This window comes from Terrimonas ferruginea DSM 30193 (assembly GCF_000425585.1).
Lineage (GTDB): Bacteria > Bacteroidota > Bacteroidia > Chitinophagales > Chitinophagaceae > Terrimonas > Terrimonas ferruginea.
Genome location: NZ_AUDS01000010.1, coordinates 216,452 through 243,366, shown reverse-complemented (window position 1 = coordinate 243,366; position 26,915 = coordinate 216,452). Strand labels below are relative to the sequence as shown.

The window sequence follows — 26,915 nt, the reverse complement described above, 5'->3', positions numbered from 1 at the left end:
CTTGCCGCACCCGTCCGTCTTAACTTTGTATACCGGATTTTTGTTATCTATCCGGATATATCCGCAACCGTCGTGTATGGAAAAAATTCAATGGAAAGTAGAAGGAATGGACTGCGCCAACTGCGCACTCACCATCAATAAATACCTGGCCAAACAGGGCAGCAAAAACGTAAAGGTCAATTACGCCACCGGCGATGTACTCTTTGAAACCGCAGCGCCCGATACGCAGCAACTCGCTGCCGGCCTCCAATCGCTGGGTTACACCGTAGTTGGCAGCCAGACTGCTGCCGGTGCCGGCCGCAAAAAGCTGACACATCTTCAGCGTTTCTGGCTTTGCCTGCCTTTTACCATTGTGCTGATGTTGCATATGTTCCCGGCGATCCACCATCAACCGGGCTGGCATTGGCTGATGAATCCCTGGGTCCAGCTCGCACTCTGCACGCCGGTGTACATCATCGGTATGAACTTCTATGGCAGAAGTGCGTGGAAGAGTTTACGCAACGGCATTCCGAATATGAATGTACTGATCGCGATCGGCGCCACGGCCGCTTTTGGCTATAGCCTGGTGGGCACCCTGCTCGATCTCGGCCCGGGATACATGTATTACGAAACGGCTGCCACCATCATCACACTGGTATTCCTCGGCAATTACATGGAAGACCGCTCTGTGCAATCGACCCAGCGCTCCCTGCATGCACTGGCTAAAAGCCAGAAAGTAATGGCCAACATGATTGCTTTCGATGATCAATATAAAGAACAGGTATTCCCCGTTGAAAGTGAACATCTGCGCAGCGGCGATCTCGTGCTGGTGCGTACCGGTGAACAAGTACCGGCCGATTGTAAAATATTGTGGGGTGAAGCCCAGGTGAGCGAAGCCATCCTTACAGGTGAAAGCGAACCGCTTTTCAAACAAAAAAAAGACCTGCTTGTCGGCGGCAGCCTCGTGATTGAAGGAACAGTGAAAGCGCAGGTGACAGCCGCGGGCAAAGACACGGTACTGTCCAATATCCTGAACCTCGTGAAACAGGCACAGGGAGAAAAACCTCCCGTGCAACAATTGGCTGACCGCATCAGCGCCATTTTTGTACCCACCGTACTGACGATTGCCCTGTTCACTTTCATCGGCAACTGGCTTTATCTGGGTGAAATAGCGCCTGCACTGATGCGTTCGATCGCGGTACTGGTTATCGCATGCCCATGCGCCATGGGACTGGCCACGCCCGCCGCTATTGCCGTGGGCCTGGGACGCGGCGCCCGCAATGGTGTGTTGTTCCGGAAAGCGAAGAGCCTCGAATTGTTTAAAGACATCAAACAGGTGGTGTTTGACAAAACAGGCACGCTGACCACCGGCGAGTTTGCTATTGATAATTATAAAATACATGACCCTGCACTGCGTGAAGAGCAATTCCGGTTGATTTTATTTTCCCTGGAAAAATATTCGGTACATCCCATTGCACGCTGCATCGTAAACGCCTGGAAGGCCAAAGATGAAATCCGCTGGGCTTCCGTGGAAGAAGTGAAAGGGCAGGGAATGAAAGCCGCCGACAAAGAAGGCAATCAATATTTCGCCGGCTCTTATGCCATCGCAGAAGGACTGACCACCGAGTCCAATCACAATATTTATCTCATCATTAATGGCCGCCTCGCGGGCTGGGTGGACGTGAAAGATGAGGTACGTCCCGAAGCAGCGGAAGTCATCCATCATCTCCGCGACCGCGGCATCCGCACCATATTGCTCAGCGGCGACCGCCGGCAAAAAGCCAATACGCTGGCTCATGAACTCGGCATGGACGAAGCGATCGCAGAAAAAACTCCGGCCGAAAAACTCGCTGTCATTACCGCATTAACGGCCCAGACACCAACGGTAATGGTTGGCGACGGCGTAAATGATGCACCGGCGCTGGCCAAAGCAACCATCGGTATTTCCATGAGCGACGCTTCGCAGGTAGCCATGCAAACGGCATCGGTGGTACTGGTAGGTCACGGTTTAAAAAATTTGCCGATGGCGCTCGGTCTCGGACTACATACCTATCGCACGATCCGCCAGAACCTGTTCTGGGCATTTTCCTACAACATCGTAGCCATTCCCGTAGCGGCATTCGGCTTGCTGGGTACATACGGCCCAACCTACGGTGCATTGCTGATGGGGTTGAGTGATGTGATCCTTGCGATCAATTCCGCACGGCTTTTTGTCAAAAAAGTTGCGTGATCGCGCTGGCCTCATTTATTTATCCTGCCTTAAATTGCAGGAACATTCATGGATTCATCCTTATCTGACATTCTTCAACGTTACTGGGGCTATCCTGCTTTCCGTCCCATGCAGGAGGATATCATGCATTCCGTATTAAGCGGAAAGGATACGCTTGCCCTCATGCCAACCGGTGGAGGAAAGTCGCTTTGCTACCAGGTGCCGGCCATGAGCCGGGAAGGTTTATGCCTGGTGATCTCCCCGCTGATTGCGCTCATGAAAGACCAGGTGGAAACATTGCGGCGCAAAAAGATCACAGCCTACGCTATTTATTCCGGCATGACATGGCAGGAAGTGAACCGTACCATGCAGACGGTAGCCGAAAGTAATTGCAAATTCCTGTACGTATCACCGGAGCGCCTGGAGACAAAACTGTTTCGCGAATACCTGCCCGCGCTGAACATAACGCTGCTGGCAGTGGATGAGGCACATTGCATTTCTCAATGGGGATACGACTTCCGACCCTCCTACCTACGGATCGCCGCGTTGCGGGAAGAATTGCCGGATGTGCCGCTGCTGGCATTAACAGCCTCTGCCACACCCGAAGTACAGGAAGATATTTGCCAGCGCCTCGCGTTTGGTGAACACAAAATATTCCGTCAATCCTTTGCACGTCCGAATTTATCCTACAGTGCTTTTGCCACGCACAGCCGCATCAACAAGATGGTGGAGATACTGGAAAACGTAAAAGGCACAGCATTGGTTTATTGTAAGACACGCAAACGTACCCGCGAAATCAGTGAACTGCTGAATGCCAGAAATATTCAGTCCGATTATTACCATGCGGGCCTCACGCAGGATGCGCGCAGTACCAAACAGGAAGCCTGGCTGAAAAATGAAACAAGGGTGATGGTCTGTACCAATGCATTCGGCATGGGCATAGACAAACCCGATGTAAGAGTGGTGATACATGCCGATGTGCCGGATTGCCTGGAGAACTATTACCAGGAAGCAGGTCGTGCAGGCCGCGATACCCAACGCGCTTATGCCGTGCTGTTGTACGACCAGGATGAACTGAATGAATTAAAGGAAATGCCCGCGGTACGTTTTCCCTCCCTGGACAACATCCGTACCATCTACCAGGGAATTGTGAACTACCTGCAATTGCCCGTTGGTGGAGGAGAAGGACAATATTACGATTTCGATATCAACGATTTCATCCGCAAATTCAATCCCGATCCGGCAGTAGCGCTTAATAGTTTGCGCGCATTGGAGAGCGATGGCTGGCTTACATTCAATGAGCAATTCTTCCGGCCTTCGATGGTGCAATTCAATACAACAAAAGCGGCCCTGTACGACTTTGAAAACAGCAACCCGGAATTGGAACCGCTGATTAAATCGTTGCTGCGCGCCTATGAAGGCATTTTCGACCGCAACGTATCGATCAATGAAAAAAATATTGCCCGGTTGATGCGCGCCGATGTAAAAGAAGTGGAGCAGGGTTTGCGCCAGCTCAATTCGTATCGCATTGTTGAATATGAACCGCGAAAAGAAACGCCGCAACTGATGTTGCTGCGCGGCCGCATACGTGTGGAAGAATTGACAATCGATATGGAAGCGTATGAAAAACGAAAAGCCTTATTTACGCAACGCGTAAATGACATGGTGAAGTTTGCCAGCGAGCAAAAAGATTGCCGAAGCACCATTATCGGCCGTTATTTCGGTGATAAAGACATTGCCGATTGCGGTATTTGTGATAATTGTTTGCGGAGAAAAGTCACCACCCTCAATAAAGAAGAGTTCTCGGCCATTCATCAGCAAGTGCGCGGAAAATTATTGCAGCAGCCGTTGTTGCAGCATGAGCTGCTTGCCGCATTGCCTCATATACGTAAAGAAAAGATGAGCGTTGTGCTCGACTTCCTGCAAGCCGAAAACAAAATCAGGGTGGATCCTGGCGGAAGGATTCATCTGTTGTAGAGGGAGTGAAAACAGCCGTTATAAGTAGTAAGTTATAAGTAGTCTGCACTCCGAGAGTCCAGGGCTGGAGTTTCGGTTCAAAACGGCACAACGTATTACCTATTACTTAATACTTATCACTTATTACTTAAAACTACGTTACGCCATATGCCTCCTACCTTCTCTTCCGTCCACCGAGCCCCAGTACACCCAGCAAAGAACGGATGATCGTATTACCTGCGGTGCGTGTCATGCTTTTCACCACAGGGTCATCGAAAAATCCTTTTTCTTTCGGTGCGGGTTTTTCTTTTTTCGCCGTTTCCTTTTTTTCTTCTTCCTGTTGGGCGGCGGCTTCGAGTTTTTCGGTGAGAATTTCGTAAGCACTGCGGCTGTCAATCACTTCATTGTATTTGGCCGCGATGCGTGATTTGCTCACAACCTGATCGATCTCCGCTTCGGTGAGAATATCCATGCGGCTTCGCGGAGAGGCAAGCATGCAATGCACAAGCGGGGAAGGAATACCTTTTTCATTCAACACCGTTACCAATGCCTCACCGATACCTACCTGCGTCAGCAATTCTTCTGTTTTATAAAAACTCGTTTCGGGATAGTTGTCGGCTGTTTGTTTGATCATTTTCCGGTCGGCGGCCGTGAAGGCTCTCAAAGCATGCTGTACTTTCAATCCCAATTGTGCCAGCACTGAAGCAGGCACATCCATCGGATTCTGGGTACAGAAATAGATGCCGATACCCTTTGAACGGATGAGTTTGATGATCGTTTCTATTTGCTGCAACAAAGCCTCGCTTGCTTCCTGGAAGATCAGGTGTGCTTCGTCGATGAACAGCACCAGTTTGGGTTTATCGAGATCACCTTCTTCCGGCGACACCGCATATAGTTCTGCCAGCAGCTGCAACATGAATGTCGAGAACAATTTCGGACGATCCTGCAGGTCGGTTACGCGCACGATCGACACCACACCGCGTCCATCCTGGTTGATGCGCATGAGGTCATCCACTTCAAAACTTTTTTCCCCGAAAAAAACATCGGCACCCTGCTGCTGCAGTTCGATCACTTTGCGCAGGATGGTTCCGGTGGAAGTGGTGGATATTTTCCCGTATGATTTTTCCAGTTCAGCCTTTCCTTCGTCGGCTACAAACTGCAATACTTTGATAAAATCTTTCAGATCCAGCAAAGGCAGTTTCTGATCGTCGCAGTATTTGAAGATCATGGCTACGATGCCGCCTTGTGTGTCGTTTAGGCCAAGAATTTTGGAAAGCAGCACGGGCCCAAATTCACTGATCGTGGCCCGCAGGCGGGCACCTTTCTGTTGACTCAACGTCAGCAATTCCACCGGATAGGCTGCCGGCTGATAGGTCATATTCAGCAGTTGGTAGCGTTCTTTGATCTTATCGTTCAACGCGCCTTCCGCGGCAATACCACTCAGGTCGCCTTTGATGTCCATCAGCAACACCGGAATGCTTGCATCACTCAGGCCTTCGGCCAATACCTGCAATGTTTTTGTTTTGCCCGTACCTGTTGCGCCGGCAATAAGGCCGTGGCGGTTAAGCGTGCGGAAAGGAATAAAAACATCGGCGCCGGGCACTACATGTCCATCGAGCATGGCACTGCCCAGGCGAAATGATTCTCCTTTGAATGTATAGCCGGCTTTGACGGCATCAAGAAAGGCGGTGGTGTCTGCCATAAAGAAAATTTGTGGTTAAGGTAAGAAAATAGGTGAATGGTCAATCGTCAATCGTGAATAAAAACAGCCCGGGCCGGGGCCAGGTCCATGCCTTGGTTCGTGTATACACGAACCAAGGCTGTTTACATCGGGCCTATGCTTTACTTACAACTTATTACTTATGGCCGAAGCTTCGGCCCGAAGGGGCACTGCGTTAATCGTCAATCGTGAATGGTGAATGCCCTGGTTCGTGTCTTCACGAACCAGCACAAAGGCTGTTTAACTTATAACCGGCTGCTTCCTTCGCACATCTGAAAAATCTTATGCCCCAAAGCCTTACACCTTCTACCTTACGCCTTAAGCCTTACATGTCCTCTTCCCTTTCCAGCATCAATATCGCGCCTTGTGGTACGATAAAGTATTTGTCATTTTCATACATCACTTCCGTGGCACCGCTGACGAGGAAGATGGCGAGGTCGCCTTCTTTTGCCTGAAGCGGTACATACTTCACCTGTTCTTCATCTGACTTCCAGGGTTCATTCTCCACCGGCATCGGAATGGCGTAGCCGGGGCCGGTCTTGATCACATAGCCCTGCTGCACTTTTTCCCGCTCCTGTACTCCGGGAGGAAGATAAAGACCGCTCGCCGTACGTTCGCCCGGATGAGTGGGTTTAACAAGCACGCGATCGCCGATGATGATCAGTTTTTTCCATTTATTGTCGGTTGTAACACGCATGGCACAAATTTAGGGAGGATAAAGGAGTAGAATAAGGCGCAAAACGGGGCCTTTTAACAAAAAATTCTGCACGTCGCCGTTCCATCACAAAAACCTTTAACTTTATTTGTCGTCAAAGTAAAAAACGAACAACATGGATATAAAGAAACCCAAAATTTTGTTGTGTGAAGATGATCCGAACCTGGGGAGCGTATTGAAGAATTATCTGGAATTAAATGATTATGATGTAACGCTGGAAAGAGACGGACGTCTCGGCCTGGCCGCTTTTCAACGTGAAAAATTTGATCTCTGCCTGCTGGATGTGATGATGCCCAACATGGACGGCTTTACGCTGGCGGAAGAGATCCGTGATGTAGATCCTGATATTCCCCTGTTCTTCCTCAGTGCCAAGACCATGAAGGAGGATATCATCCAGGGATATAAACTCGGTGCCGATGATTATATCACCAAGCCTTTTGACAGTGAAGTATTGCTGCTGAAAATAAAAGCGATTCTCAAACGCAATGAGGAACTGACCAAGGAAAACGAGAACAAGGAGTTTGACCTGTCCAGTTATCATTTCAACCCCAAGTTGCGTCAACTGATACATGGCGGCAACACGCAAACACTTTCTCCGAAGGAGAATGAATTGCTGAAAATGCTGGCTGAACACCTCAATGACCTGCTGCCCCGCGATCAGGCACTGAAAAAAATCTGGGGAAGTGATACTTACTTCAACGGCCGAAGCATGGACGTATACATTGCCAAGCTGCGCAAATACCTGAAAGACGATGAAAAGATCGAGATCGTCAATATTCACGGCAATGGTTTCCGCCTTGTCGTCAGAGAATAAAAGAAAAAGCCCCTGCAAATACAGGGGCTTTTTCTTACAATAGGTCAATCAGTGAATAAGTGAATATGATCGTAATTCCGGATCGTTCATTAACTTACTGACCATTGACGCGGTGCCCCTTCGAGAGGCCGTAGTACCGGCCCGACACTTCGGGCTCAGGGAGCACTATTCACACGATTGCCTTTTTTGAATTTTGACTTTTTACTTTTGAATTACCAGAGCTGTGGTTGCCCTCCCGGTTGCTGACGTCCCAGATGTTCATACGCCTTTGGTGTCACTTCCCGGCCGCGGGGTGTTCGCTGCAGAAATCCTTCCTGGATCAGGAACGGCTCATAGACCTCTTCCAATGTACCCGGCTCTTCTCCCACTGCTGTAGCAATGGTGGTAATGCCAACCGGCCCGCCTTTGAACTTGTCAATGATCGTTGCCAGAATTTTATTGTCCATATCATCCAGGCCATACTCATCCACGTTCAGCGCCTTGAGTGCATGTTTGGTAATACCCATATCGATTTCGCCATCGTTGAGTACCTGCGCAAAGTCCCGCACACGGCGCAGCAACCCGTTGGCGATACGTGGCGTGGCACGGCTCCTGCGTGCGATTTCACCCGCTGCTTCGATCGATATTTTCACCTGCAGGATATTCGCAGCGCGCTGTACAATCTGCCGCAAGGTGTCAGCAGAATAATATTCCAATCTTGATTTAATGGCGAAACGCGAAAGAAGCGGTGCTGTCAGCAAGCCGCTGCGCGTTGTGGCACCAATGAGCGTAAATTGATTCAGGCTCAGCTGAATGCTGCGGGCATTGGGACCACTGTCGATCATGATATCGATGCGGTAGTCTTCCATTGCAGCATACAGGTATTCTTCCACTACGGTGGAAAGCCGGTGGATTTCATCGATGAACAGTACATCATTTTTTTCCAGTCCTGTCAAAAGACCTGCGAGGTCGGCTGGCTTTTCGATCACGGGACCGCTCGTCTCCCGGATGTTTACACCCAGCTCGTGGGCCACAATGCGTGACAGCGTGGTCTTGCCAAGGCCGGGAGGGCCATGAAAGAGCACGTGATCAAGCGCTTCGCCTCTCATTTTCGCCGCACGTATAAAAACCTTCAGGTTGTCGATGATCTGGGATTGCCCCGAAAACTCCAAAATACTGGCCGGCCGGATATTATTTTCAAACTCCTTGTCGGCAGCACTGAGGGAAGACTTGTTGGTATCGAGATTGGGATTCGCCATATTATGTACGGTGCAAGATACACCGATTCTTCCGGTGTCTATTTTTTGATCAGCAGCAGGCCGCCGAGGATCAGCAGGGCACCCGCAATTTTCTCCCAGGTAATGGTGCGGATGGCCGTACCAAATAAGCCGTAGTGGTCGATGACCATCGAGGCAAATATCTGCCCGCTTACGGCCAGTGCAAATGTAAGCGCCACACCCTGTTGCGGACTCACCCATGTAATATATCCCACGAACATCGCGCCGAGAATACCACCCACCCAGAGATACCAGGGACTCGCACTCCACGACCGCATCTGCTGCATAGCCGGGTAATTGACAATAAGATTGAGGATGACGAGGCATACAGCTCCCACCAGGAAACTCACGAGGGCGCCGATAAGCGGCCCTCCATTTTGCCGGCCAAGCCTGGCATTCAGAATAGCCTGCACGGGCATCAACGCCCCTACAAACAACGTAGCAAACATCACAAGAAATCGCATAAGCTCTGTTTAAATCGCCGTGAAATTAATCAATACTGCCGTTAAAAAAATAACCCCGCCGGTTGGCAGGGTTATATCGATTTGCGTTTAGTTATGATTAGTTATGACCAACGATGATCTTGAAGGTCTTGTCGGTAGCGCGGTCGCCATTCTTGTAGTAGAATTGAACGAAGTATACGCCTCCGGCCAGGTGTGAGTAATCGAACGGAATCACACGGCCAAATGTCAGACCACTGAGATCTTTACGGCCTACCAGTTCGCCGGTAGCAGTGTAGATCCTTACAGACAGCCAGTCATACAATACGCTGTTGATGCGGATGTTGAACTGACCATTGCTTGGGTTAGGCCACAGGATCACCGCGTCGTCACGCAGTTGGTTGTAACGTTCAGGGCAATCTTTCACCGCGATAGAGCGTGTGGCAGATGCTGAACAGTTAAACTGGTTATTGTAAGTATAACGCAGTGTGTATGTTCCTACTGCAGTGGCCGGCGGAATGAAGTTGTTACCGGATACGCCGATACCAGACCATACGCCACCCGCAGGTGTTCCGGACAGCGGCACGATCTGATCGCTGATACATACTGTATCAGGCAGACTACCGATGGTGACGGTTGGCAGCGGGTTAACTGTTACGGTAACGTTGGCAGTGCGTGTACAAGGACCTGCGCCTGTTGCCGTTACGGTATAAGTGGTCGTCTGTGTAGGTTTCGCATATACGCTCAGTGCGTTGGTTCCTGCTGTGTAAGGTACTGTAGCGGCAGCATCTGTGAAGAGACCGGTTACAGGAGCCCAGGTTACAGTCGGATTAACAGTACCGTAAGTAATGTTAATTGTCCAGGAAGTAAGGCGACCGGTGATCAGTGCTTCCACATCACGCATGGCCAGTGTCCAGTTACCATTGGCAACTGAGAACAGGTCGGCAAAGCCGGCTGCATTGGATACATAAGCAGTAGGACCTACGCCGATTGCTGCATCCGGGCGATAAGTGCCTGTATAAGGCGCTCCCGTAGCCGGAATAGCATTGGTAGAGGTAGAGCTGAACACGGTATTAGTCAGGTTGGCACCGCTGCCACCTTTAGAGTTGATCAGGTTCAGTATTTTACCATTTGGAGCCTGGAGGTTTATTACCACGTCACCCATCCAGCTATGCGCTACGTTAGCAGTAACAGTCATAGACAGGATAGACATGCCCGCAGGAATACCGCTTACTGCCAGTGTATGATTAGATCCGGCAGGTCCGTTATCCGGAATAGTTACGCTGATCGTTCCGGATGTTACTGTGGTAGTAGCTGGTGCCGGTGGCGGCGTATACTGCGTGCTAAGCTGTACGGTGCTGCCGATACAGATGGCAGGCGCAGCAGGCGTAACAACAGGAGTAACCGGGAACGGATTCACGTTTACAGTTGTACGCAGTGTATCGTTCGCAAATTCAGGATCATCCGGAGATGATGTGTAAGCCTTGATATTATAAGTACCACCAACGTTGAAGTTGATTGCAGGGCTCAGGTAAATGGTAGTGCTGGCACCCGGAGCAAGTGTTCCGGTGTTGATCGTTGCACTGGCCGTACCTGTTACCGCACCCGTTATATCTGCTCTCACAGTAACAGGATAAGTTGCAAAGTTCTGCGGAGTGGTGTTGAAGTTACGTACAGTAGCCTGCAGGAACACGCCGTCGGTAGGACAGGTCAGGTTCGGCAGCGGAACTGCAGTAACACCTACATCTACTTTCGGTGCAAGTTTTACAGAAACGTCATCCAGGTAAAGGAAAGCGTTATCAGCATCAGACATTGCATGGAAACCAATATAATAGACGCCCGTAGCTGCTGGGGAGAAGTCAACGATTACAGAATCAAACGGACTGTTGATGTTGGTAACAATGTTATTATTGGTCCACAACACGTTTGTCTGTGCCGGAGCATAAGCTGCAGCACCATAAGTTACCTGCAGTTTTTCGAAGTAGTCAGGTCCGTCGGAAGCTTTGTAGAAGAACTTCAGACGATAGGAAGTGCCAGCGGTCAGGTTCAGCCCTTGCAGGTAGAACCAGTCGTCAGCGCCGCGGTTAAGATTGCTTGCGTCGTAACGGTAAACAATGCTCTTGGTTGCAGACACATAAGTCTGCGTTGTACCGGTATAAGATTCCCATCCACCACCACCTGAAGGCGGAGTGAAGAAGCCATCACCCGGATCGTAAGCACCGCTGTTGCCGTTCACATCCTGCTTGCTTGTACAAGTAGGCATGCCGAGAGCAGGAGTCGCGGTTTCCATGTTCTGCGTATAGATGATGTTGGTCGCATTACACAAGGTAGTGAGTGTACCTTTTGTATTGCTGCTTGGAGTAGGTCCGCAGATTGCACGTACATACACATCATAGTTGGTAGCTGCACTCAGACCTGTTGATATGATAACAGGAGATGAAGTGGTCGGGATAATGGTGCCACCACCTGCTGTTGTACCGGTACCGGGAACGAATCCTACAGGACCGTATTCAACAATATAGTTGGAGGCTGAGCCTGTGAAGTTTACCACGGCGCTGGTTGGCGTGATGCCAACAGCATTCACATTTGTCGGAGTCGGGCAAAGCTCAACACCGATATCATCCACATACAGCCAGCCCTGGCTTGCAGGAGTGGTGCAATGGAAGCCGATATAATAGATACCGCTGGCAGCCGGAGTGAACGGACTGGTTTGGAAAGCCCATGGGTCATTCAGGCTGCTGGTTATATTATTGTTGGTAAACAGCGTGTTGGTCATTGCCGCTGCATTCGGAGCGTTGCCATATTTAACCTCCATACGGGTGATGAATCCAACATCTGATCCTTTGTAAGCAAAAGACAGGTAGTAAGGAGTACCACCGGTGAGGTTGAACGCAGGCAGGAAGAACCAGTCGTCAGCCGGTCCGCTGGCGTCTACCGTACAACGGATAGAGTTAGGCTGAGAGTTGGCCGCCAGACCTGATGATGTTGTCCATGTCTGCCATGTGAGGCCACCGTTTACGTTCTGAACGGTGAAACAGTCAGGGTAAGCTGGCGGAGTAATGGCATCAAACTTCTGTACATACGGTAAGGTAGTCGGGTTACAAGCTGATCTGAACTGGACAGGTCCGGCCCATGGGCTGTAAACTCCGCCACCGCAATGCGTACGTACCCATACATAATAAACAGTATTGGCAGTGAGGCCGGTTGCGTTGGCAGTAGTTGTTACGTTATCGGGAGTTGTGCCGGAAGACACAACGTTGGTTGTAGCAGAAGTGTTGGTTGAAGTAACCGCCCACTCATATCCTCCTGTTGCTCCGGGAGCCGGAGAAGCGGCGGTCCAGTTAAGTATCGCGCCTACAGGAATGGGAGAAGAAGCGGTAATGTTGCTTGGTAATGCGCAAAGTGGCGTAGATACATTTACCATGTAATCTTCTGCCTGACCGAAGCCGGCCGTGTTACAGGGAGGAGCTGCAGCTACAGCAACCGCCTGACCTGAGGTACCGAACTTCTTGGTAATGCGCATTCTCGTATTACCGTCCAGCGCAGTGGCCGGAGGTGTAATAGTAGCTACCAGTTGCACAGCATCCGTACCGGTAGAGTTAGCAATCGTGCCGAGGTAATAAGCCTCATCTGCATCATCGAAATCGCCATCCTGGTTCCAGTCGAAGTAAGCGGCGATATAAGTAGTGAAGCTACCATCGGTGTTGCCTTTGATCGTGATCGGATGTGCCTGTCCTTTGAACAGCGCAGCCGGAGGCAGGGCCGTGAAATTCTCATAAGCCGGAGAGCTGGTCGCAGCCGGAGAAGTATTGTTGATGCCGGCAATGTTTACCAGCGTGATTGGTTCAGTACCATTGGAGAAAGCAGGCACACAATAACATTGTGTAGGGCCGTTCATACCTACAGAAATTTCATTACTGTAAGCGTCAGTACCGGAACATGTCATTTTACGGCGATAGAACGTAGTTACTGTTTGCGTAACGGTTACGCTGCCTCCTGTGTTAGCAGAAGGAATGTCGGTCCAGGGGCCACCAGCTGCAGGGGCAGACTGCCACTGATAGGTAAGTCCCGAACCAACACTACCGCCACTTGCGGTAACAGTGAGGTTGTTGGTACCCGGACAAACTGCTGCAGGTGCCGAGATCGTACCGCCAGCCAATGAGCCCGGTACGCAAGGGGGAACCGTAAGCGTAAATTGAATATTAGGGCGGTTCCCACTCACCGTGCCGTTTCCGGCAGGAGCTGTGTTATCAGCGGTCCATCCCTGGAAAGAATTAGCAGCGGTAGAATAGCGGAATTGCTTGGCAAACTGGCCTTCGTTGCCGCCGCCGCCGGCGTTCACTTCCGTGATCACCTCAAGGTTGTCTGTACCGTTGTAGTTAAACGGAGTGGCCAGATCGATCACCACCCATTGACCAGCTACAAAATTTGCCGCAGGAATGTTAGTAGGACCGTAAACCAGTGTGGCACCGGTTGTTTCAGAAGCGTAAGTAGTGCCGGTTGAGAACAGGTTACTGCGGTGTTTCATGTAAATTCTGGGTGAAACAACAGCGGCGGGAGACGACACCGAATTGACATAATAGGCAATTCTGGTGATGGTACCCGGCAGACCTATCTGGGCGGGAGTGTAAATAGAGGCGCTACGCTCAAAGCCCCACCAGTTACCGAGCGGAAACCTCGCGCTACCGGTATTGGTATTGGCCGCAGGGATAGTCACCACAAGCTGCGCAGAGGCATTTTGCGTAACCGCCAATAAAGAAAGTAATGAAAAGAACAATAAGTAGATCTTTCTCATAAGCAGAAGATTGTAGTAATTGGTTAAGCAGCTCCTTGCGGAGTTTAATGTTGGAAGGTATTTATTTTTTTGATCCCCGCAATTTTTAACACCTTTTTTCTTTTTTTCCCGTCCTTGTTCCTTATTTAATGCCTCCGGATAATAGTTTTGACTTCCAGACGTTAAATTCCCATGCATCCGAAAAGCCTTTTTTCCCTCATTTTCTTCCTCGTTTTTTTCGCTAACGCAAAAGCCCAAATGATCACCGGTGTGTGGAAAGGCCGCATAAACCGGCAGAAAGTTGAATTGAAAATTATCCAGAACGGCGACAGCCTCACCGGTACTTCCTATTATTATGAATCCGCACGCAATTACCGCCGCTACAGCATCAAAGGCTTTTTCGACCAGCGCAACAGCGAAGTGGTTTGGTGGGATGATCAGTTGATCGAGGAAAAAAACGGAGTGCTCGGCACGCCCGGCAAACAAGCGCTTATCTCACATGCCGACTTCAATTGCCCCGGCGGCGGCAAAATGCTGCTCAATGGCAAAGCCGGTACAGAAGAAAAACCCGACAAAGGCCCCGTGGACCTGAGTAAGACAGACCGCGCCGTTTTCAACGACGAATGGGATTTCATCCTCGATAATTACCTGGTTGGAGGTAATGACCCCTACCTGATCGACAGTGTGGGATTGATCGCTTTTCAACAACCGGTAAAGGCTCCCGAACCCGCGCCGCCTGTGGTTAAGAAACAACCCGCCCCACCGGTTGCCAAAGCTCCCGCAAAGGAAAAACCCGCTCCCCAACCTAAACCGGTGCCTGCGCCCGTAATAGCGGTGGCCAAACCTCCCGCTCCTGTGACAATTGGCGATAAATTCCAGGTGCGTAAGAAGGTAGTGGCAAAGGAAATCCCGCTCACCGGAGATTCAATTGAATTAAGATTTTACGATAATGCGCAGATCGACGGCGATTCCATTTCCTTATTTCTGAACGGAAAACTGGTCTTTGAACACATCGGTTTGCTGGGAACGCCTTACACCATAAGATTTGCCATAGCCGATCTCGAAGAGAGCAACGAATTGGTGATGGTGGCTGAAAATCTGGGGACCATCCCTCCCAATACGGCCTACATGGTAGCGGAGAACGGAGGCCGCAGATACGAAGCAAGGCTGGAAAGTACGGAAGGCAGCAGTGCATCCATCCGCCTTTATAAAGAAAAAGCATCCCCGGCAACTGCCTCACCGCAACCTTAACACAACGAGCACGGCAAAATGATCGGAGGCAAAGCGGCCTCTCCACGTTTCTGACAACACTGCATAACTGCTGACAGTCCAGTTGCCTTTCAGAAAAATATGATCGATGGGATCGTCATTTACTTCTGCGGAACGGAAGCCGTTGAAGGTACCCGAAGGACCATAATGAAAAGCAGCTTTGCCTTTCGCGTCGGTGAGATGTAAAGGGTTGTGCTGATCTGTGATGATCTTTATTGGTTCGTCGGAAGGTGCGGCATTAAAATCACCGGTAAAGAGGAAGGGAAGATTGCCTGCGATCTCCTTTGCTTTCTGCAAAATCATTTTGGCGCTTTCCCTGCGGGCTACCTGCCCCATGTGATCAAAATGGGTATTGAACGCGACGAAAGCTTTTTTCGTCAGCCTGTCGCGGAAGCGGACCCAGGTCACCATTCTCGGATAGGCAGCGTCCCATCCTTTTGCGCCGGGGTTATCCGGTGTTTCCGACAACCAGAATTGCCCCCACTGCTGCGCCTGCAACCGGACTGTGTCATAAAATATGGCCGAGTATTCACCCTTTGTTTTTCCATCATCGCGCCCGCCGCCGGCCGAACGATAACGTGGAAGCCGTGCTTTCAGATCTTCCATCTGCTCATGCAAAGCTTCCTGCACGCCGAGCAGATGCACCTGGTGGTACAGGATCTGGGAAGCAACATTGTCTTTGCGGTAAGGCCAGGCATTGAGGCTATCCGATTTTATATTCAACCGGATATTAAAACTCATTACGTTCATGTCCTGCGCAGTAGCTGCGAGCGACAGGAGGGACAGCGTAAGCAGGAAGTATTGTTTCATATAATTCAAAAGTAAAAAGTCAAAATTCAAAAAGGTGAATGGTCAATCGTGAATCGTCAATCGTGAATCGTGAATAAACAGCCGTCTTTGTTTTACCTACTACTTATTACCTAAAACCTATGCCCGAAATATAGGGCCGCTGTTTTCCTTACGCCTCATACCTTATTACTTACTACTTATTACTTACTACTTACAGCTTCTTCAATATCTCCTCGATCGCCCGGTCGAGCTGCGGATCGCGGCCGTTGACCTTATCCGAGAAACTATTGAGCACTTTGATATCCGGTTCCACGCCTGTCATTTCCAGGTCTTTTCCTTCGAGGCTATAACAGCCCCAGCCCGGCATGCGCACGGCCGATCCGTCTACCAGGCCGACACCACTGGTAAAGATGATCCAGCGATAAGTGCCGTTACCAACGATCTGACCAAGCTTCAACGCTTTGAATCCCTGTGAAGTGACTTCCGCATCGCTCAATGATTGTTCATTGATCAGTAACACGATCGGTTTGTCGGCCGGTGCAAAGTTTGGCTGTCCGGTGCGAATACCTTCGCGGTAGCCCCATTGCAGGTATGTTTTACGTGAAAGGAATTGTAATACTTCATCGTGCACGTTACCACCCGTGTTATAACGCAGGTCGAGGATCAGCGCATCGCGGTTGGGCAGCTCGCGGGTCATGTCGGCGATGAACTGCTCGAGTTCACCCTGACCCATGTTTTTCATGCACCCATAAGCAATGCGGCCTTTGCCACGTTCATCCACACGCTGCTGATTACGATCGATCCATTCATCATAGTAATTAGCATACAAACTTGATTGCGGATGCAGACGCACGGAATAGGGTTTGCCCGCGCGGGTGAAGGTCAGTTTGATTTCCTTATCCGCGGACGGACGTGTAAAGTAATAGCTGCGGTCGCGGGTAGCCGATACTTTTTCGTCGTTTACCTCCGTAAGGATGTCGCCGGCTTTGATATCGACGCCTTTTTTGTCGGCAGCAGACCGCTTCAGGACATAACTTACTTTATAGGGATCATTGTTATCAAATACGATTCCCGTTTCCATCGTGCTGTTGCTGAACGGCACCATCTCGTCTGTACCAAAAGTGCCAAATCCCTGGTGCGAAGAATTAAGTTCACCCAACATATCATTGAGCAGTACACGCAGATCGGAGCGGTTGTTCAGGTACGGCACAAACTGCGCATAATATTGTTTTACTTTTTTCCAATTAATGCCATGGAATTTATCGTCATAATAATTTTCTTCCATCTGGGCCCAGGCCTCGTCCACCATTTGCGAGAATTCTGCCTGCAGGTTGCGGCGGAAAGTAGATGAAATGCTGACCGGATCAACCTTTGCAGGCTCCAGGCTCAGCTTATTAATGGTGCCGCTTTGCAACAGAAAGAGTTTATCGCCATTGATTACAACATCGGAGGGGAAGTTGCCGTCGGTGCCGGCAATTTTTTCCGTTTTGTTGGATTCAAACGGTTCTATCACCGTTTTCCATAAAGCCATTTTACCTTCTCCATGATTGCTTGCATAAAGTACGGTTGTCTTCTCCCCTTTCTGATAAACAGCCATCAATACCTGCATACCAAGGGAAGGACTGATCTGTTCCATCCGCTCGATCAGCAGATCCGTATCGATGGTCAGCGATTCGTCGACCGGTACCGGTGGCGCTTTTTTGGTCGAATCTTTTTTTGCAAGCGTATCTTTCTTTTCTTCTTTGAACAGCTCATCGAATTTGTCCATGCGGAATGGATCGTCGAGTTTCTCCAATGCTATGCGATAAACACGTGCCTGCTGCATGCCAAACGGATAGGCTGGTTTCAGGCGTTGTGAAGTGAAATAAATGTATTTGCCATCAGGCGACCAGATCGGATTCATTTCCGTGATGCCGGTACCGGTCAGGTTGGTGGTTTTATTTTGTTTGATATGATGTACAAAGAGGTCCTGCTCAAAATTGCGGTAGGCCGTGAATACGATGTATTCACCATTGGGAGAAAAACCAGGCTGGCTGTTTTGAAATCCCCAGAACTCATCTTTCAATACTGTTTTGCTGACCAATGTTTTCAGATCGAGCAGGCGCAGTTCGTCGCGGCCGCTGAGGTAAACTGCCTGATCTCTTTTTTTATTGAAACTAATGAGACGGTTATTGCGTGCGTCGCGGGTTATTTGTTTCAAGGCCACGGAGCCGTCGGCCGCAATCGTAAACCAGTTGGTATAGCCGTCTGCTGTCTGGCTGAACAGGATGGTTTTATTATCGCTGAGCCATTTTGCTTCGCGTACGCGCTCGGCAGAACCGCGGACAACCTGGCGGATGAACTTTCCTTCGGCGTCGCTTACGAATAATTCACCTCTTGAAATAAAGCATAGTTTTTTGCCATCGGGGGATACATCAAAACCATTGATATTGCCACGTACATCGAAATCTTTCTCTTTTGGCAGAACATTATTGCGCACAATAGAAACAGATAATTTTTTCTCCGTGCCGGCCTTCACATCGTACAACCAAAGCTGGTAATCTCTTTCAAAAACCACTAATCCGCCATCCGCATTTACCTGTGGTGATTTAATGGAAGAAGAAAAACGGGTGAGTGCTTTCTTTTTTCCATTATCCATGGTATAAAGATTATACTCTCCGTTGGCTTCATCGGAAATAAAATACACGCGTCCGGTACGGTCGATCGTTGCACCGAAGTCTTTTCCTTCCCACTCTGTGTATTTTTTGAATTGTTTGGTCGTAGGATTATACGATTGAATATCAGGATTAAACGGTCCTTTGTAACGCTTGCGCTGAACCTGGTTGGAGCTTTCCCATGTATCGTTGAAAAATATTTCACCGCTGGATGGATGTTCTACCAAAGCGTGATCGAACTGGAAGAAGAAGCTGCCGAGCACGCGTTGCGGAGTACCGCCTTCGCGGGCAAGTTTGTAGCCTGAAATCTGTCCGTCGCGGCCGCTGTTAAAATAAATGTATTTGGAATCCCAGCTCCAACTGCTGACATCATCGTTGCTGCTATGCCATGTCAGTTGCTGCACATCACCTCCGGCGAGCGGCATAATATAAATGTCTGCGTTTCCGTACTGGCGTCCCGTAAATGCGATCCATTTACCATCCGGTGAAATGCGCGGGCTGGTTTCATAGCCCTGCATGGCCGTGAGGCGCGATGCTCTGCCCTCTTTCACATCGGCTTTCCAGAGATCGCCTTCAAAACTGAATACGACGGTTTTGCCATCAGGCGACAAACTTGGATTGGAGAGAAAGTAGGCATCATTGGCCTGTGCGAATAAACAGGAACTGCTGCAGCTAAGCAACAGCGCGAGGAAAAACTTCTGCATGAGCTGTATTTTTTTGGCGGGTTTAAGGTACGGTTAAATGCGGAAGAAGGGTTGCCGTTTATACAAAATGTGCAAGTTCGTGAATGGTGAATGGTGAATGGTGAATCGTCAATGGTGAATGGTGAATCATCAATGGCCAATCGTGAATGCCCTGGTTCGTGTATACACGAACCAGGGAGTAGAAACCTCTCACTGCATACCTTACACCCTAAGCCCGAACCTTCGGGCTTACACCTTCCCGGGCTGTTTACTTAAAACTTATTACTTAATACTTATCACTCCCTACACCACCACATTGATCATCTTATTCTTCACATAAATGATCTTCTTGGGTCCCTTGCCTTCCAGCCATTTCTGTACAACATCATTGCCCAACACAATTTCCTCCACCTGCGCCTGATCGGCATCGAGGGAAATAGACATGGTAGTGCGCACTTTGCCGTTCACAGAAATCGGGTACTCTTTGGCAGATTCAACCACATACTTTTCTTCGAATACCGGATAAGATGCATCGAGAATGCTGCCGGTATTGCCTAATTGTTTCCACAGCTCTTCAGCGATATGCGGTGCATAAGGCGTCATCAACACCAGCAATTTTTCCAGTATTTCTTTTTTGTTACACTTGAGATCGCTTAATTCGTTTACCGCAATCATGAACCCACTAACACCGGTGTTGAAACTGAATCGTTCCGTATCGGCGTCGATGCGGCGGATCGTGTTGTGTAACACTTTCAATTCGGCATCGGTAGCCTTCTCATTGGTCCAGATTGCGCCTTTGATTTCGTCGAAGAACAAACGCCAGAGTTTTTTGAGAAAACGGTGCACACCTTCAATGCCTTTGGTATCCCAGGGTTTGCTCATCTCCACCGGACCGAGGAACATTTCATACATCCGGAAGGTATCCGCTCCATATCTGTGTACGAGATCGTCGGGGTTGACGGTATTGAACTTGGACTTGGACATTTTTTCCACTTCCATGCCGCAGATATATTTACCATCTTCGAGAATAAATTCTGCATTGGCATATTCATTATTCCGCCACGTTTTAAAAGCGGACATATCCAATTCAACGCCATCGACAAAGTTCACATCCACCCGGATCGCGTCGGTTGATTGCAATCCATATTTGCCCTCACTGTCCAGCAAGCCTTTCGACACAAATTGATTGGTGCCGGTCAACCGGTATACAAACCGGCTGCTGCCCTGGATCATGCCCTGGTTCACCAGCTTTTTATACGGCTCTTCATGACCGATATAACCCAGGTCATACAGCACTTTGGTCCACATGCGGCTGTACAGCAAATGCCCTACGGCATGCTCGGTACCACCGATGTATAAGTCTACCTGCCCCCAATAATCGGACACTTCGCGGTTGCAGAATTCCTTTTCATTGTGCGGATCCATGTAGCGGAGAAAATACCAGGACGATCCGGCATAACCGGGCATGGTATTCGTTTCCAGGTGCTGTGCCGTCCACTCCGGAATATTGGCCAACGGCCCTTCACCTTCGGGTCCGGGTTTGTAGCTTTCCACTTCCGGCAATTGCAAAGGCAATTGGGATTCATCCAGCGGATAAGCAATCCCATTTTCCCAACGGATGGGAAACGGCTCACCCCAGTAACGCTGACGGCTGAAGGCCGCATCGCGCATTTTATAATTTACTTTCCGCGTACCAATTCCTTTTTCTTCGATGGCTTTGATGGCCACCTCCATGGCTTCACGCATGTTCAGCCCATTGAGAAAACCGGAATTTTCCAGTATTGCATCTTTGGTAGGGTTGGCGTCTTCTCCGTTGAAATGCGAACCGATGATATTGGTAATGGGAATATTGAAATGTTTGGCAAACCGGAAGTCGCGTTCATCGCCGCAAGGCACGGCCATGATGGCGCCGGTGCCATAACCTGCGAGTACATATTCAGATATCCAGACAGGAATCTCTCTTCCGTCAAAAGGATTGATGGCATAAGCGCCGGTGAACACGCCGGAGATCTTTTTCTCCGCCATGCGCTCGCGTTCACTGCGGCTTTTCACGTAGGCGATATAGTCGTCCACTTCGGCGGCCTGCTCGTCCGAACGCACTTCGCCGATCCAGTCAAGTTCCGGAGCGATCACCATAAAGTCTACACCAAAAATGGTATCGGGACGCGTAGTGTACACGCGCAGTTTGCGGTCGTGGCCTTTGATCGCAAAATCGATCTCTGCACCGGAAGACTTGCCGATCCAGTTGGTCTGCATTTCTTTCATCGCATCGCTGAAATCGACCTGCTGCAGTCCGTCGAGCAAACGATCGGCATACTCGGTTATGCGCAGATACCATTGACGCAGTTTCTTGCGTACAACGGGGTAACCACCTCGTTCGCTTACGCCATTGATCACTTCGTCGTTGGCCAATACGGTTCCGAGCGCCTCGCACCAATTTACTTCACCGTAGCCGCAATAGGCCAGGCGGTATTCCATCAAAATGGATTCGCGGGTGAACTCATTAAAGCTATTCCATTGATCCGCGGTGAAAGTGGCGAGTGACTCGCTGCCGGCTTCCACACGGAATTTATCATTGGGGAATGGATGATTTTTGTTTCCTTCTTTTTCAAAAGTCGCCACCAGTTCGGTGATGGGCGTAGCCTTGCCGGTCTGACGGTTGAGAAAGCTTTTAAACAATTGGAGGAATATCCATTGTGTCCATTTGTAATAACCGGGATCTGAGGTCCGTACTTCGCGTTCCCAATCGAAGCAAAAGCCAATATTGTCCAACTGTGTGCGGAAGTTGATGATGTTGGCATGTGTGGACACGGCGGGATGAATGCCATGGTCGATGGCATATTGTTCCGCAGGCAGACCAAATGCATCGTAGCCCATCGGGTGCAGCACGTTGAAGCCTTTGAGGCGTTTATAGCGCGCGAAAATATCGGAGGCAATATAACCAAGCGGATGACCTACGTGCAGGCCGGCTCCGCTGGGATAAGGGAACATATCGAGCACATAGTACTTCGGTTTGTCACGCTTGTTGGACACACGATAGGCGTTGGTATCCTTCCACGTTTGCTGCCATTTCTTTTCAATATCCCGGAAATTGTACTCCATAATTTTTTGCCGTTGTTTTAATAAAGCCCGCTGCCTGCGGACAGCATTAGCGTCTTTTTAACATCTGAGGCGTTGCCGGTGGCAATATACGCCGCGGCTTACCGTTTAAAATGGGCAGCAAAAATACTGATTGTAGGGCTGAATCTGCTAAATTTGCCTGCATGCCTTCCATCGCGGGCAAAGACAAGGACTAACCCATTCGTTTTCGAAAAAATTTGTGATTCATGGCTCGTACCAACAAAGCTTCGATCAAGCGCAGCAAACCTTCCTATTTCATGTCGATCCTGGGGGTAACCCTGGTATTGGTGTTGCTGGGCATTATTGGATGGCTCGTGATCAATGCCAACAAACTCGGTGATTATTTCAAAGAAAGTATAGAGGTGAAAGCTTTCCTGCGGGGTGATCTCAATCCGAAGGACAGCGTGGCGCTGGTGAATTATATCAACAGCCGCCCTTATACCCGGGCTTCGCAGTTCGTGGACAAGGAAGAAGCTAAAAAAATCTACCTGGCCGACGGCAACGAAAGCTGGGACAAGTTTATGACGGAGAATCCGCTGCCGGACGCCATATACGTGGGCATCAAAACGGACTATGTGGAGAAGGATTCGCTGGAAATGATCAAAAAGGACCTCGAACAGCAGACCTATGTAAGCGATGTGAACTATCCCGAATCACTGATCGACGTAATGACCAAAAATATCCGTAACATCTCCATGGTCATCCTGGCCGTGGCCATATTGCTGTCGCTGGTAGCCATCGTGCTGATTGACAACACGATCCGCCTGGCGATGTTCAGCAACCGCTTCCTGATCAAGACGATGCAGATGGTGGGCGCCACCCGCGGATTCATTGCACGTCCGATGAATATACGGGCCATTATCAACGGCGCTATCGGGGGGATCATTGCCTCCGTGTTCGTGTACCTGATGATCCTCGGCGCGGAAAAAGTAATCACCGGCCTGTATTCGCTCCGCGATAATACCCAACTGGCTATTTTGTTTGGTGGCCTGATCCTGATCGGCGTGCTGATCAGCCTGTTGAGTACTTACCGCAGCGTACTGAAGTACCTCCGCATGAAACTCGACGACCTGTATTGATCCCGAATCCCGGATTTATTAATATATTGCGCATCCAAAATCTCCATTATGGCAGAAAAAACGACAACCGACGCCCTGTTTACACGCGACAACTATATCTGGATGCTGATCGGTATTGTGGTCATTGCAATCGGCATGTTCCTGATGAGTGGTGGTGCCAGCAAAGACCCCAATGTGTTTAACCCGAAAGAAGTATACAGTGCCACGCGTATCACTATTGCGCCGCTGGTGATCCTGGCAGGATTGGTGATCGAAGTCTTCGCGATATTCAAATCTCCCAAAAAAGCATAAAGGCTGTTATCAGCCGCAGAGAAGAGGTTGTGTCAAAATAAAGACGCAACCTCTTTTTTATTGGCAATCATTTCGTTTCTTTATCATTCTTATAAATATTCTCCATTCATGACGATCATTGAAGCCATCATTGTGGCCATTGTGGAAGGACTGACAGAGTTTTTACCGGTATCCTCCACCGGACACATGATCATCGCCAGCACATTCCTGGGCATTCACAAAGAAGAGTTCACCAAATTATTTGAAGTAGCGATACAATTGGGTGCCATTCTCGCAGTGGTAGTATTGTACTGGAGAAAATTCTTCGACTTCCGCCGCTGGCAGTTTTATGTAAAACTCTTCATTGGTGTCATTCCGGCTTTGCTGCTCGGTTATTTATTTTCCGACCAGATCGATGCGTTGCTGGAAAGTCCGCTGACCGTGGCCATTACCTTACTGCTCGGAGGTATTGTGTTGTTGTTCATCGACCGTGCATTCAACAGACCCACGATCGAGTCGGATGATCAGATTACCTATTCCAAAGCCTTCATCACCGGCATCTGGCAAACAATTGCCATGATACCCGGCGTAAGCCGCAGCGCGGCTTCCATCATCGGTGGTATGCAGCAGAAGATGACGCGTAACCTCGCGGCTGAATTTTCATTTTTCCTGGCTGTGCCTACCATGTTTGCCGCCACTGCTTATTCTCTTTTTATAAAAAAATGGGGAACGCCTGAACTGCCGCGTAAAGGATATGAGATCATCATGGAATCGAAAGAAAACATGGTCGCGTTTGGCGTAGGCAATATCGTAGCGTTTGTAGTAGCCATTTTAGCGATTCGTTTTTTCATCAACTACCTGAAGATTTACGGATTTAAAGTGTTTGGCTGGTACCGGATCATTGCCGGTGCTATTCTTTTGATCCTGTTCCTGACCGGCGTGATCGAACATTAAACAAGAACCACCTTTAACCCTCAACCACTGCAGTTATGCAAACCGCCTCCAAAAAAGTTGTGAACGGATGGGCCATGTACGATTGGGCCAATTCGGTGTACAACCTGGTGATCACCACCACCTTTTTCCCTATTTACTTCCTGGCAGTAACAGGTGGTGCCGGAGAAGGACACCGGGTGGAATTCCTGGGACGGACTTTTGTCAACTCTTCGCTGTACGACTATACACTCGCCCTGGGTTATGGACTGGTAGCCCTGCTCTATCCTATTCTTACCTCCATTGCCGATACACGTGGCAATAAGAAAAACTTCATGCGGTTTTTCTGTTACATGGGTGCCCTGGGATGCAGCCTCTTATTCTTTTTCGAAGATGGAAGATTATGGCTCGGCATCCTGGCCTTTATGTTTGCCTGTATGGGCTACGCGGGTAGTCTCGTATTCTACAACGCGTATCTCCCCGAAATAGCCGCCCCCGCCGACCGCGACCGGATCAGTGCCAGAGGTTTTTCCTATGGCTATATCGGCAGTGTATTGATGCAGGCCGTCGGTTTTGTACTCGTTACGTTGATGCCCGAGCAACAGGGAGAGGCAATCCGCATTACCTTCTTATTAGTTGGTATCTGGTGGTTTGGTTTTGCGCAGATCACTTTCAGACGACTGCCCGCCGTAGAGATACGCAAACCACAAAAAGGGAATGTATTCAAAGACGGATTTACAGAAATGGGTAAAGTGTACCGTGAGGTAACAAAGATGCCGGTACTCAAACGTTTTCTCCGTGCCTTCTTCTTTTACAGCATGGGTGTGCAAACGGTGATGCTGGCCGCTACCCTGTTTGGCAGTAAAGTCTTAAAACTCCCCGATACCAAACTTATTATTACCGTCGTGCTTATTCAGTTGGTAGCCATCGCGGGTGCGTGGGGTATGTCGCGTCTTTCCGCAAAACTGGGCAACATCAAAGTATTGATGGGTGTTGTATTATTCTGGATAGTGATCTGCGTGGCCGCTTATTATACTGCTTCATTGCCGGAGATGGGCATCAATGCCGAGTACCCGTTTTATGGACTGGCTATTGCCGTTGGATTGGTAATGGGTGGCATTCAGGCCCTCAGCCGCTCTACCTATGCCAAGCTGATGCCTGAAACAAAAGATACTGCTTCGTTCTTTGCGTATTATGATTTCACCGAGAAACTGGCCATTGTGATCGGCATATTCAGTTTCGGTTTTATCGAAGAACAAACCGGCAGTATGCAAAATTCGATTCTTTCACTCGTGGTCTTTTTTGCCATAGGGCTGTTGTGGTTGTACCTGGCCCTTGCCAGGCAGCGGAAGACCGCATAAACGATCTGCTATGAAAATTTATAGTGTGAATGCCGGCCATTTCAAGCTGGACGGTGGTGCAATGTTTGGCGTAGTGCCAAAATCGATGTGGAACAAACTAAACCCCGCCGACGAAAACAATATGTGCAGTTGGGCCTTGCGTTGCCTGCTGATCGAAGATGGTGACCGTTTGATATTGGTAGACACGGGTATGGGCGATAAGCAGGATGCAAAATTTTTCGGACACTATTACCTGCATGGCGACGACACGCTGGACAAATCATTGGCGGCGCATGGTTTTAGTCGCGAAGACATCACCGATGTTTTTCTCACGCATTTACATTTCGATCATTGTGGTGGCGCGTTGGTCCGCCAGGGCGAAGGATTTGCACCGGCATTTCCCAATGCAACCTATTGGAGCAACGAAGAACACTGGGATTGGGCCGTGCAGCCAAATGACCGCGAGAAAGCTTCTTTTCTGAAAGAGAATATTCTGCCGCTGCAGGAAAGCGGCCGTCTGCAATTGCTCAAAACGCCGGCAGCTACTGATGAGAAACTGCCGACATTGCCATTTGCAGACAATTTTTCCATCCGTTTTGTGAGCGGGCATACCGAAGCGATGATGCTGCCACAATTGCGTTACAAAGACCGCACGATCGTGTACATGGCGGACCTGTTGCCCTCGCAGGCGCACATTCCTATTCCGTATGTGATGGCTTATGATACGCGGCCGTTATTGACCTTACAGGAAAAAAAATCATTTCTCCGCGAAGCCGCCGACAATAACTACATCCTGTTCTTCGAACATGATCCCGTGTATGAATGCTGCACTCTGCAAGACACGGAGAAAGGTGTGCGGGTGGGGGAATTGTTTAAGTTGAATGAGCTTTAGAGCTCAAATGTGTAAATGTGCCGCCT

General features: G+C 49.5%; 17 protein-coding genes. 9 read left to right on the top strand and 8 right to left on the bottom strand.

Going from position 1 to position 26,915, the window contains the following annotated elements:
* Positions 1 to 76 precede the first annotated feature (76 nt).
* Complete coding sequence (locus H608_RS0104050; RefSeq protein ID WP_028786559.1) at positions 77 to 2,209, top strand: heavy metal translocating P-type ATPase; 2,133 nt, start codon at positions 77 to 79, stop codon at positions 2,207 to 2,209.
* A 48-nt stretch (positions 2,210 to 2,257) separates the two neighbouring features.
* A complete protein-coding gene (locus tag H608_RS0104045; protein ID WP_028786558.1) occupies positions 2,258 to 4,165 on the top strand; it encodes a RecQ family ATP-dependent DNA helicase in 1,908 nt (635 codons plus the stop codon).
* Positions 4,166 to 4,319: 154 nt separating this feature from the next.
* Here the strand turns inward: H608_RS0104045 and H608_RS0104040 are convergent, their stop codons facing one another.
* Entirely contained in the window at positions 4,320 to 5,846 is a 1,527-nt protein-coding gene (locus tag H608_RS0104040) for a helicase HerA-like domain-containing protein (protein ID WP_028786557.1), read from the bottom strand.
* A gap of 343 nt (positions 5,847 to 6,189) precedes the next feature.
* Entirely contained in the window at positions 6,190 to 6,561 is a 372-nt protein-coding gene (locus H608_RS0104035; RefSeq protein WP_028786556.1) for a co-chaperone GroES, read from the bottom strand.
* 133 nt (positions 6,562 to 6,694) lie between these two features.
* Between H608_RS0104035 and H608_RS0104030 the strand changes: the two genes are divergently transcribed.
* Positions 6,695 to 7,393, top strand: a complete 699-nt coding sequence (locus tag H608_RS0104030) for a response regulator transcription factor (protein WP_028786555.1) — start codon at positions 6,695 to 6,697, stop codon at positions 7,391 to 7,393.
* 212 nt (positions 7,394 to 7,605) lie between these two features.
* Here H608_RS0104030 and ruvB read toward each other — a convergent pair whose 3' ends face one another.
* The 3 genes from ruvB to H608_RS0104015 all read right to left on the bottom strand — a co-directional run bounded on the left by ruvB (position 7,606) and on the right by H608_RS0104015 (position 13,884).
* Complete coding sequence (gene ruvB / locus H608_RS0104025) at positions 7,606 to 8,631, bottom strand: Holliday junction branch migration DNA helicase RuvB (protein ID WP_028786554.1); 1,026 nt, start codon at positions 8,629 to 8,631, stop codon at positions 7,606 to 7,608.
* Positions 8,632 to 8,669: 38 nt separating this feature from the next.
* On the bottom strand, positions 8,670 to 9,113 hold the full coding sequence (locus H608_RS0104020) for a DMT family transporter (protein ID WP_071836908.1): 444 nt from the start codon (positions 9,111 to 9,113) through the stop codon (positions 8,670 to 8,672).
* 97 nt (positions 9,114 to 9,210) lie between these two features.
* A complete protein-coding gene (locus H608_RS0104015) occupies positions 9,211 to 13,884 on the bottom strand; it encodes a choice-of-anchor J domain-containing protein (protein WP_162142838.1) in 4,674 nt (1,557 codons plus the stop codon).
* Positions 13,885 to 14,055: 171 nt separating this feature from the next.
* Between H608_RS0104015 and H608_RS0104010 the strand changes: the two genes are divergently transcribed.
* Positions 14,056 to 15,114 carry a hypothetical protein gene (locus H608_RS0104010; RefSeq protein ID WP_028786551.1) on the top strand — a complete coding sequence of 353 codons (1,059 nt, stop codon included), beginning with the start codon at positions 14,056 to 14,058 and terminating at the stop codon, positions 15,112 to 15,114.
* On the opposite strand, the gene H608_RS0104005 is transcribed toward H608_RS0104010, so the two are convergent.
* The 3 genes from H608_RS0104005 to leuS form a co-directional block, all read right to left on the bottom strand.
* On the bottom strand, positions 15,100 to 15,942 hold the full coding sequence (locus H608_RS0104005) for an endonuclease/exonuclease/phosphatase family protein (protein ID WP_028786550.1): 843 nt from the start codon (positions 15,940 to 15,942) through the stop codon (positions 15,100 to 15,102). The genes H608_RS0104010 and H608_RS0104005 overlap by 15 nt on opposite strands.
* Positions 15,943 to 16,132: 190 nt before the next feature.
* The gene (locus H608_RS0104000; RefSeq protein ID WP_028786549.1) at positions 16,133 to 19,279 is read right to left on the bottom strand and encodes a S41 family peptidase; all 3,147 of its coding nucleotides are present in this window, start codon (positions 19,277 to 19,279) and stop codon (positions 16,133 to 16,135) included.
* 282 nt (positions 19,280 to 19,561) lie between these two features.
* A complete protein-coding gene (gene leuS, locus H608_RS0103995) occupies positions 19,562 to 22,360 on the bottom strand; it encodes a leucine--tRNA ligase (protein ID WP_028786548.1) in 2,799 nt (932 codons plus the stop codon).
* Positions 22,361 to 22,584: 224 nt separating this feature from the next.
* Here leuS and H608_RS0103990 point away from each other — a divergent pair, with 224 nt between their 5' ends.
* The 5 genes from H608_RS0103990 to H608_RS0103970 all read left to right on the top strand — a co-directional run bounded on the left by H608_RS0103990 (position 22,585) and on the right by H608_RS0103970 (position 26,889).
* Entirely contained in the window at positions 22,585 to 23,457 is an 873-nt protein-coding gene (locus tag H608_RS0103990) for a cell division protein FtsX (protein ID WP_028786547.1), read from the top strand.
* Between the two features lie 48 nt (positions 23,458 to 23,505).
* Entirely contained in the window at positions 23,506 to 23,748 is a 243-nt protein-coding gene (locus H608_RS0103985) for a DUF3098 domain-containing protein (protein WP_028786546.1), read from the top strand.
* A 108-nt stretch (positions 23,749 to 23,856) separates the two neighbouring features.
* A complete protein-coding gene (locus H608_RS0103980; protein WP_028786545.1) occupies positions 23,857 to 24,681 on the top strand; it encodes an undecaprenyl-diphosphate phosphatase in 825 nt (274 codons plus the stop codon).
* Positions 24,682 to 24,716: 35 nt separating this feature from the next.
* A complete protein-coding gene (locus H608_RS0103975; RefSeq protein ID WP_028786544.1) occupies positions 24,717 to 26,018 on the top strand; it encodes an MFS transporter in 1,302 nt (433 codons plus the stop codon).
* Positions 26,019 to 26,028: 10 nt separating this feature from the next.
* Positions 26,029 to 26,889: an MBL fold metallo-hydrolase gene (locus tag H608_RS0103970; RefSeq protein WP_028786543.1), complete on the top strand. Its 861-nt coding sequence runs from the start codon at positions 26,029 to 26,031 to the stop codon at positions 26,887 to 26,889.
* The last annotated feature ends 26 nt before the right edge of the window (positions 26,890 to 26,915 follow it).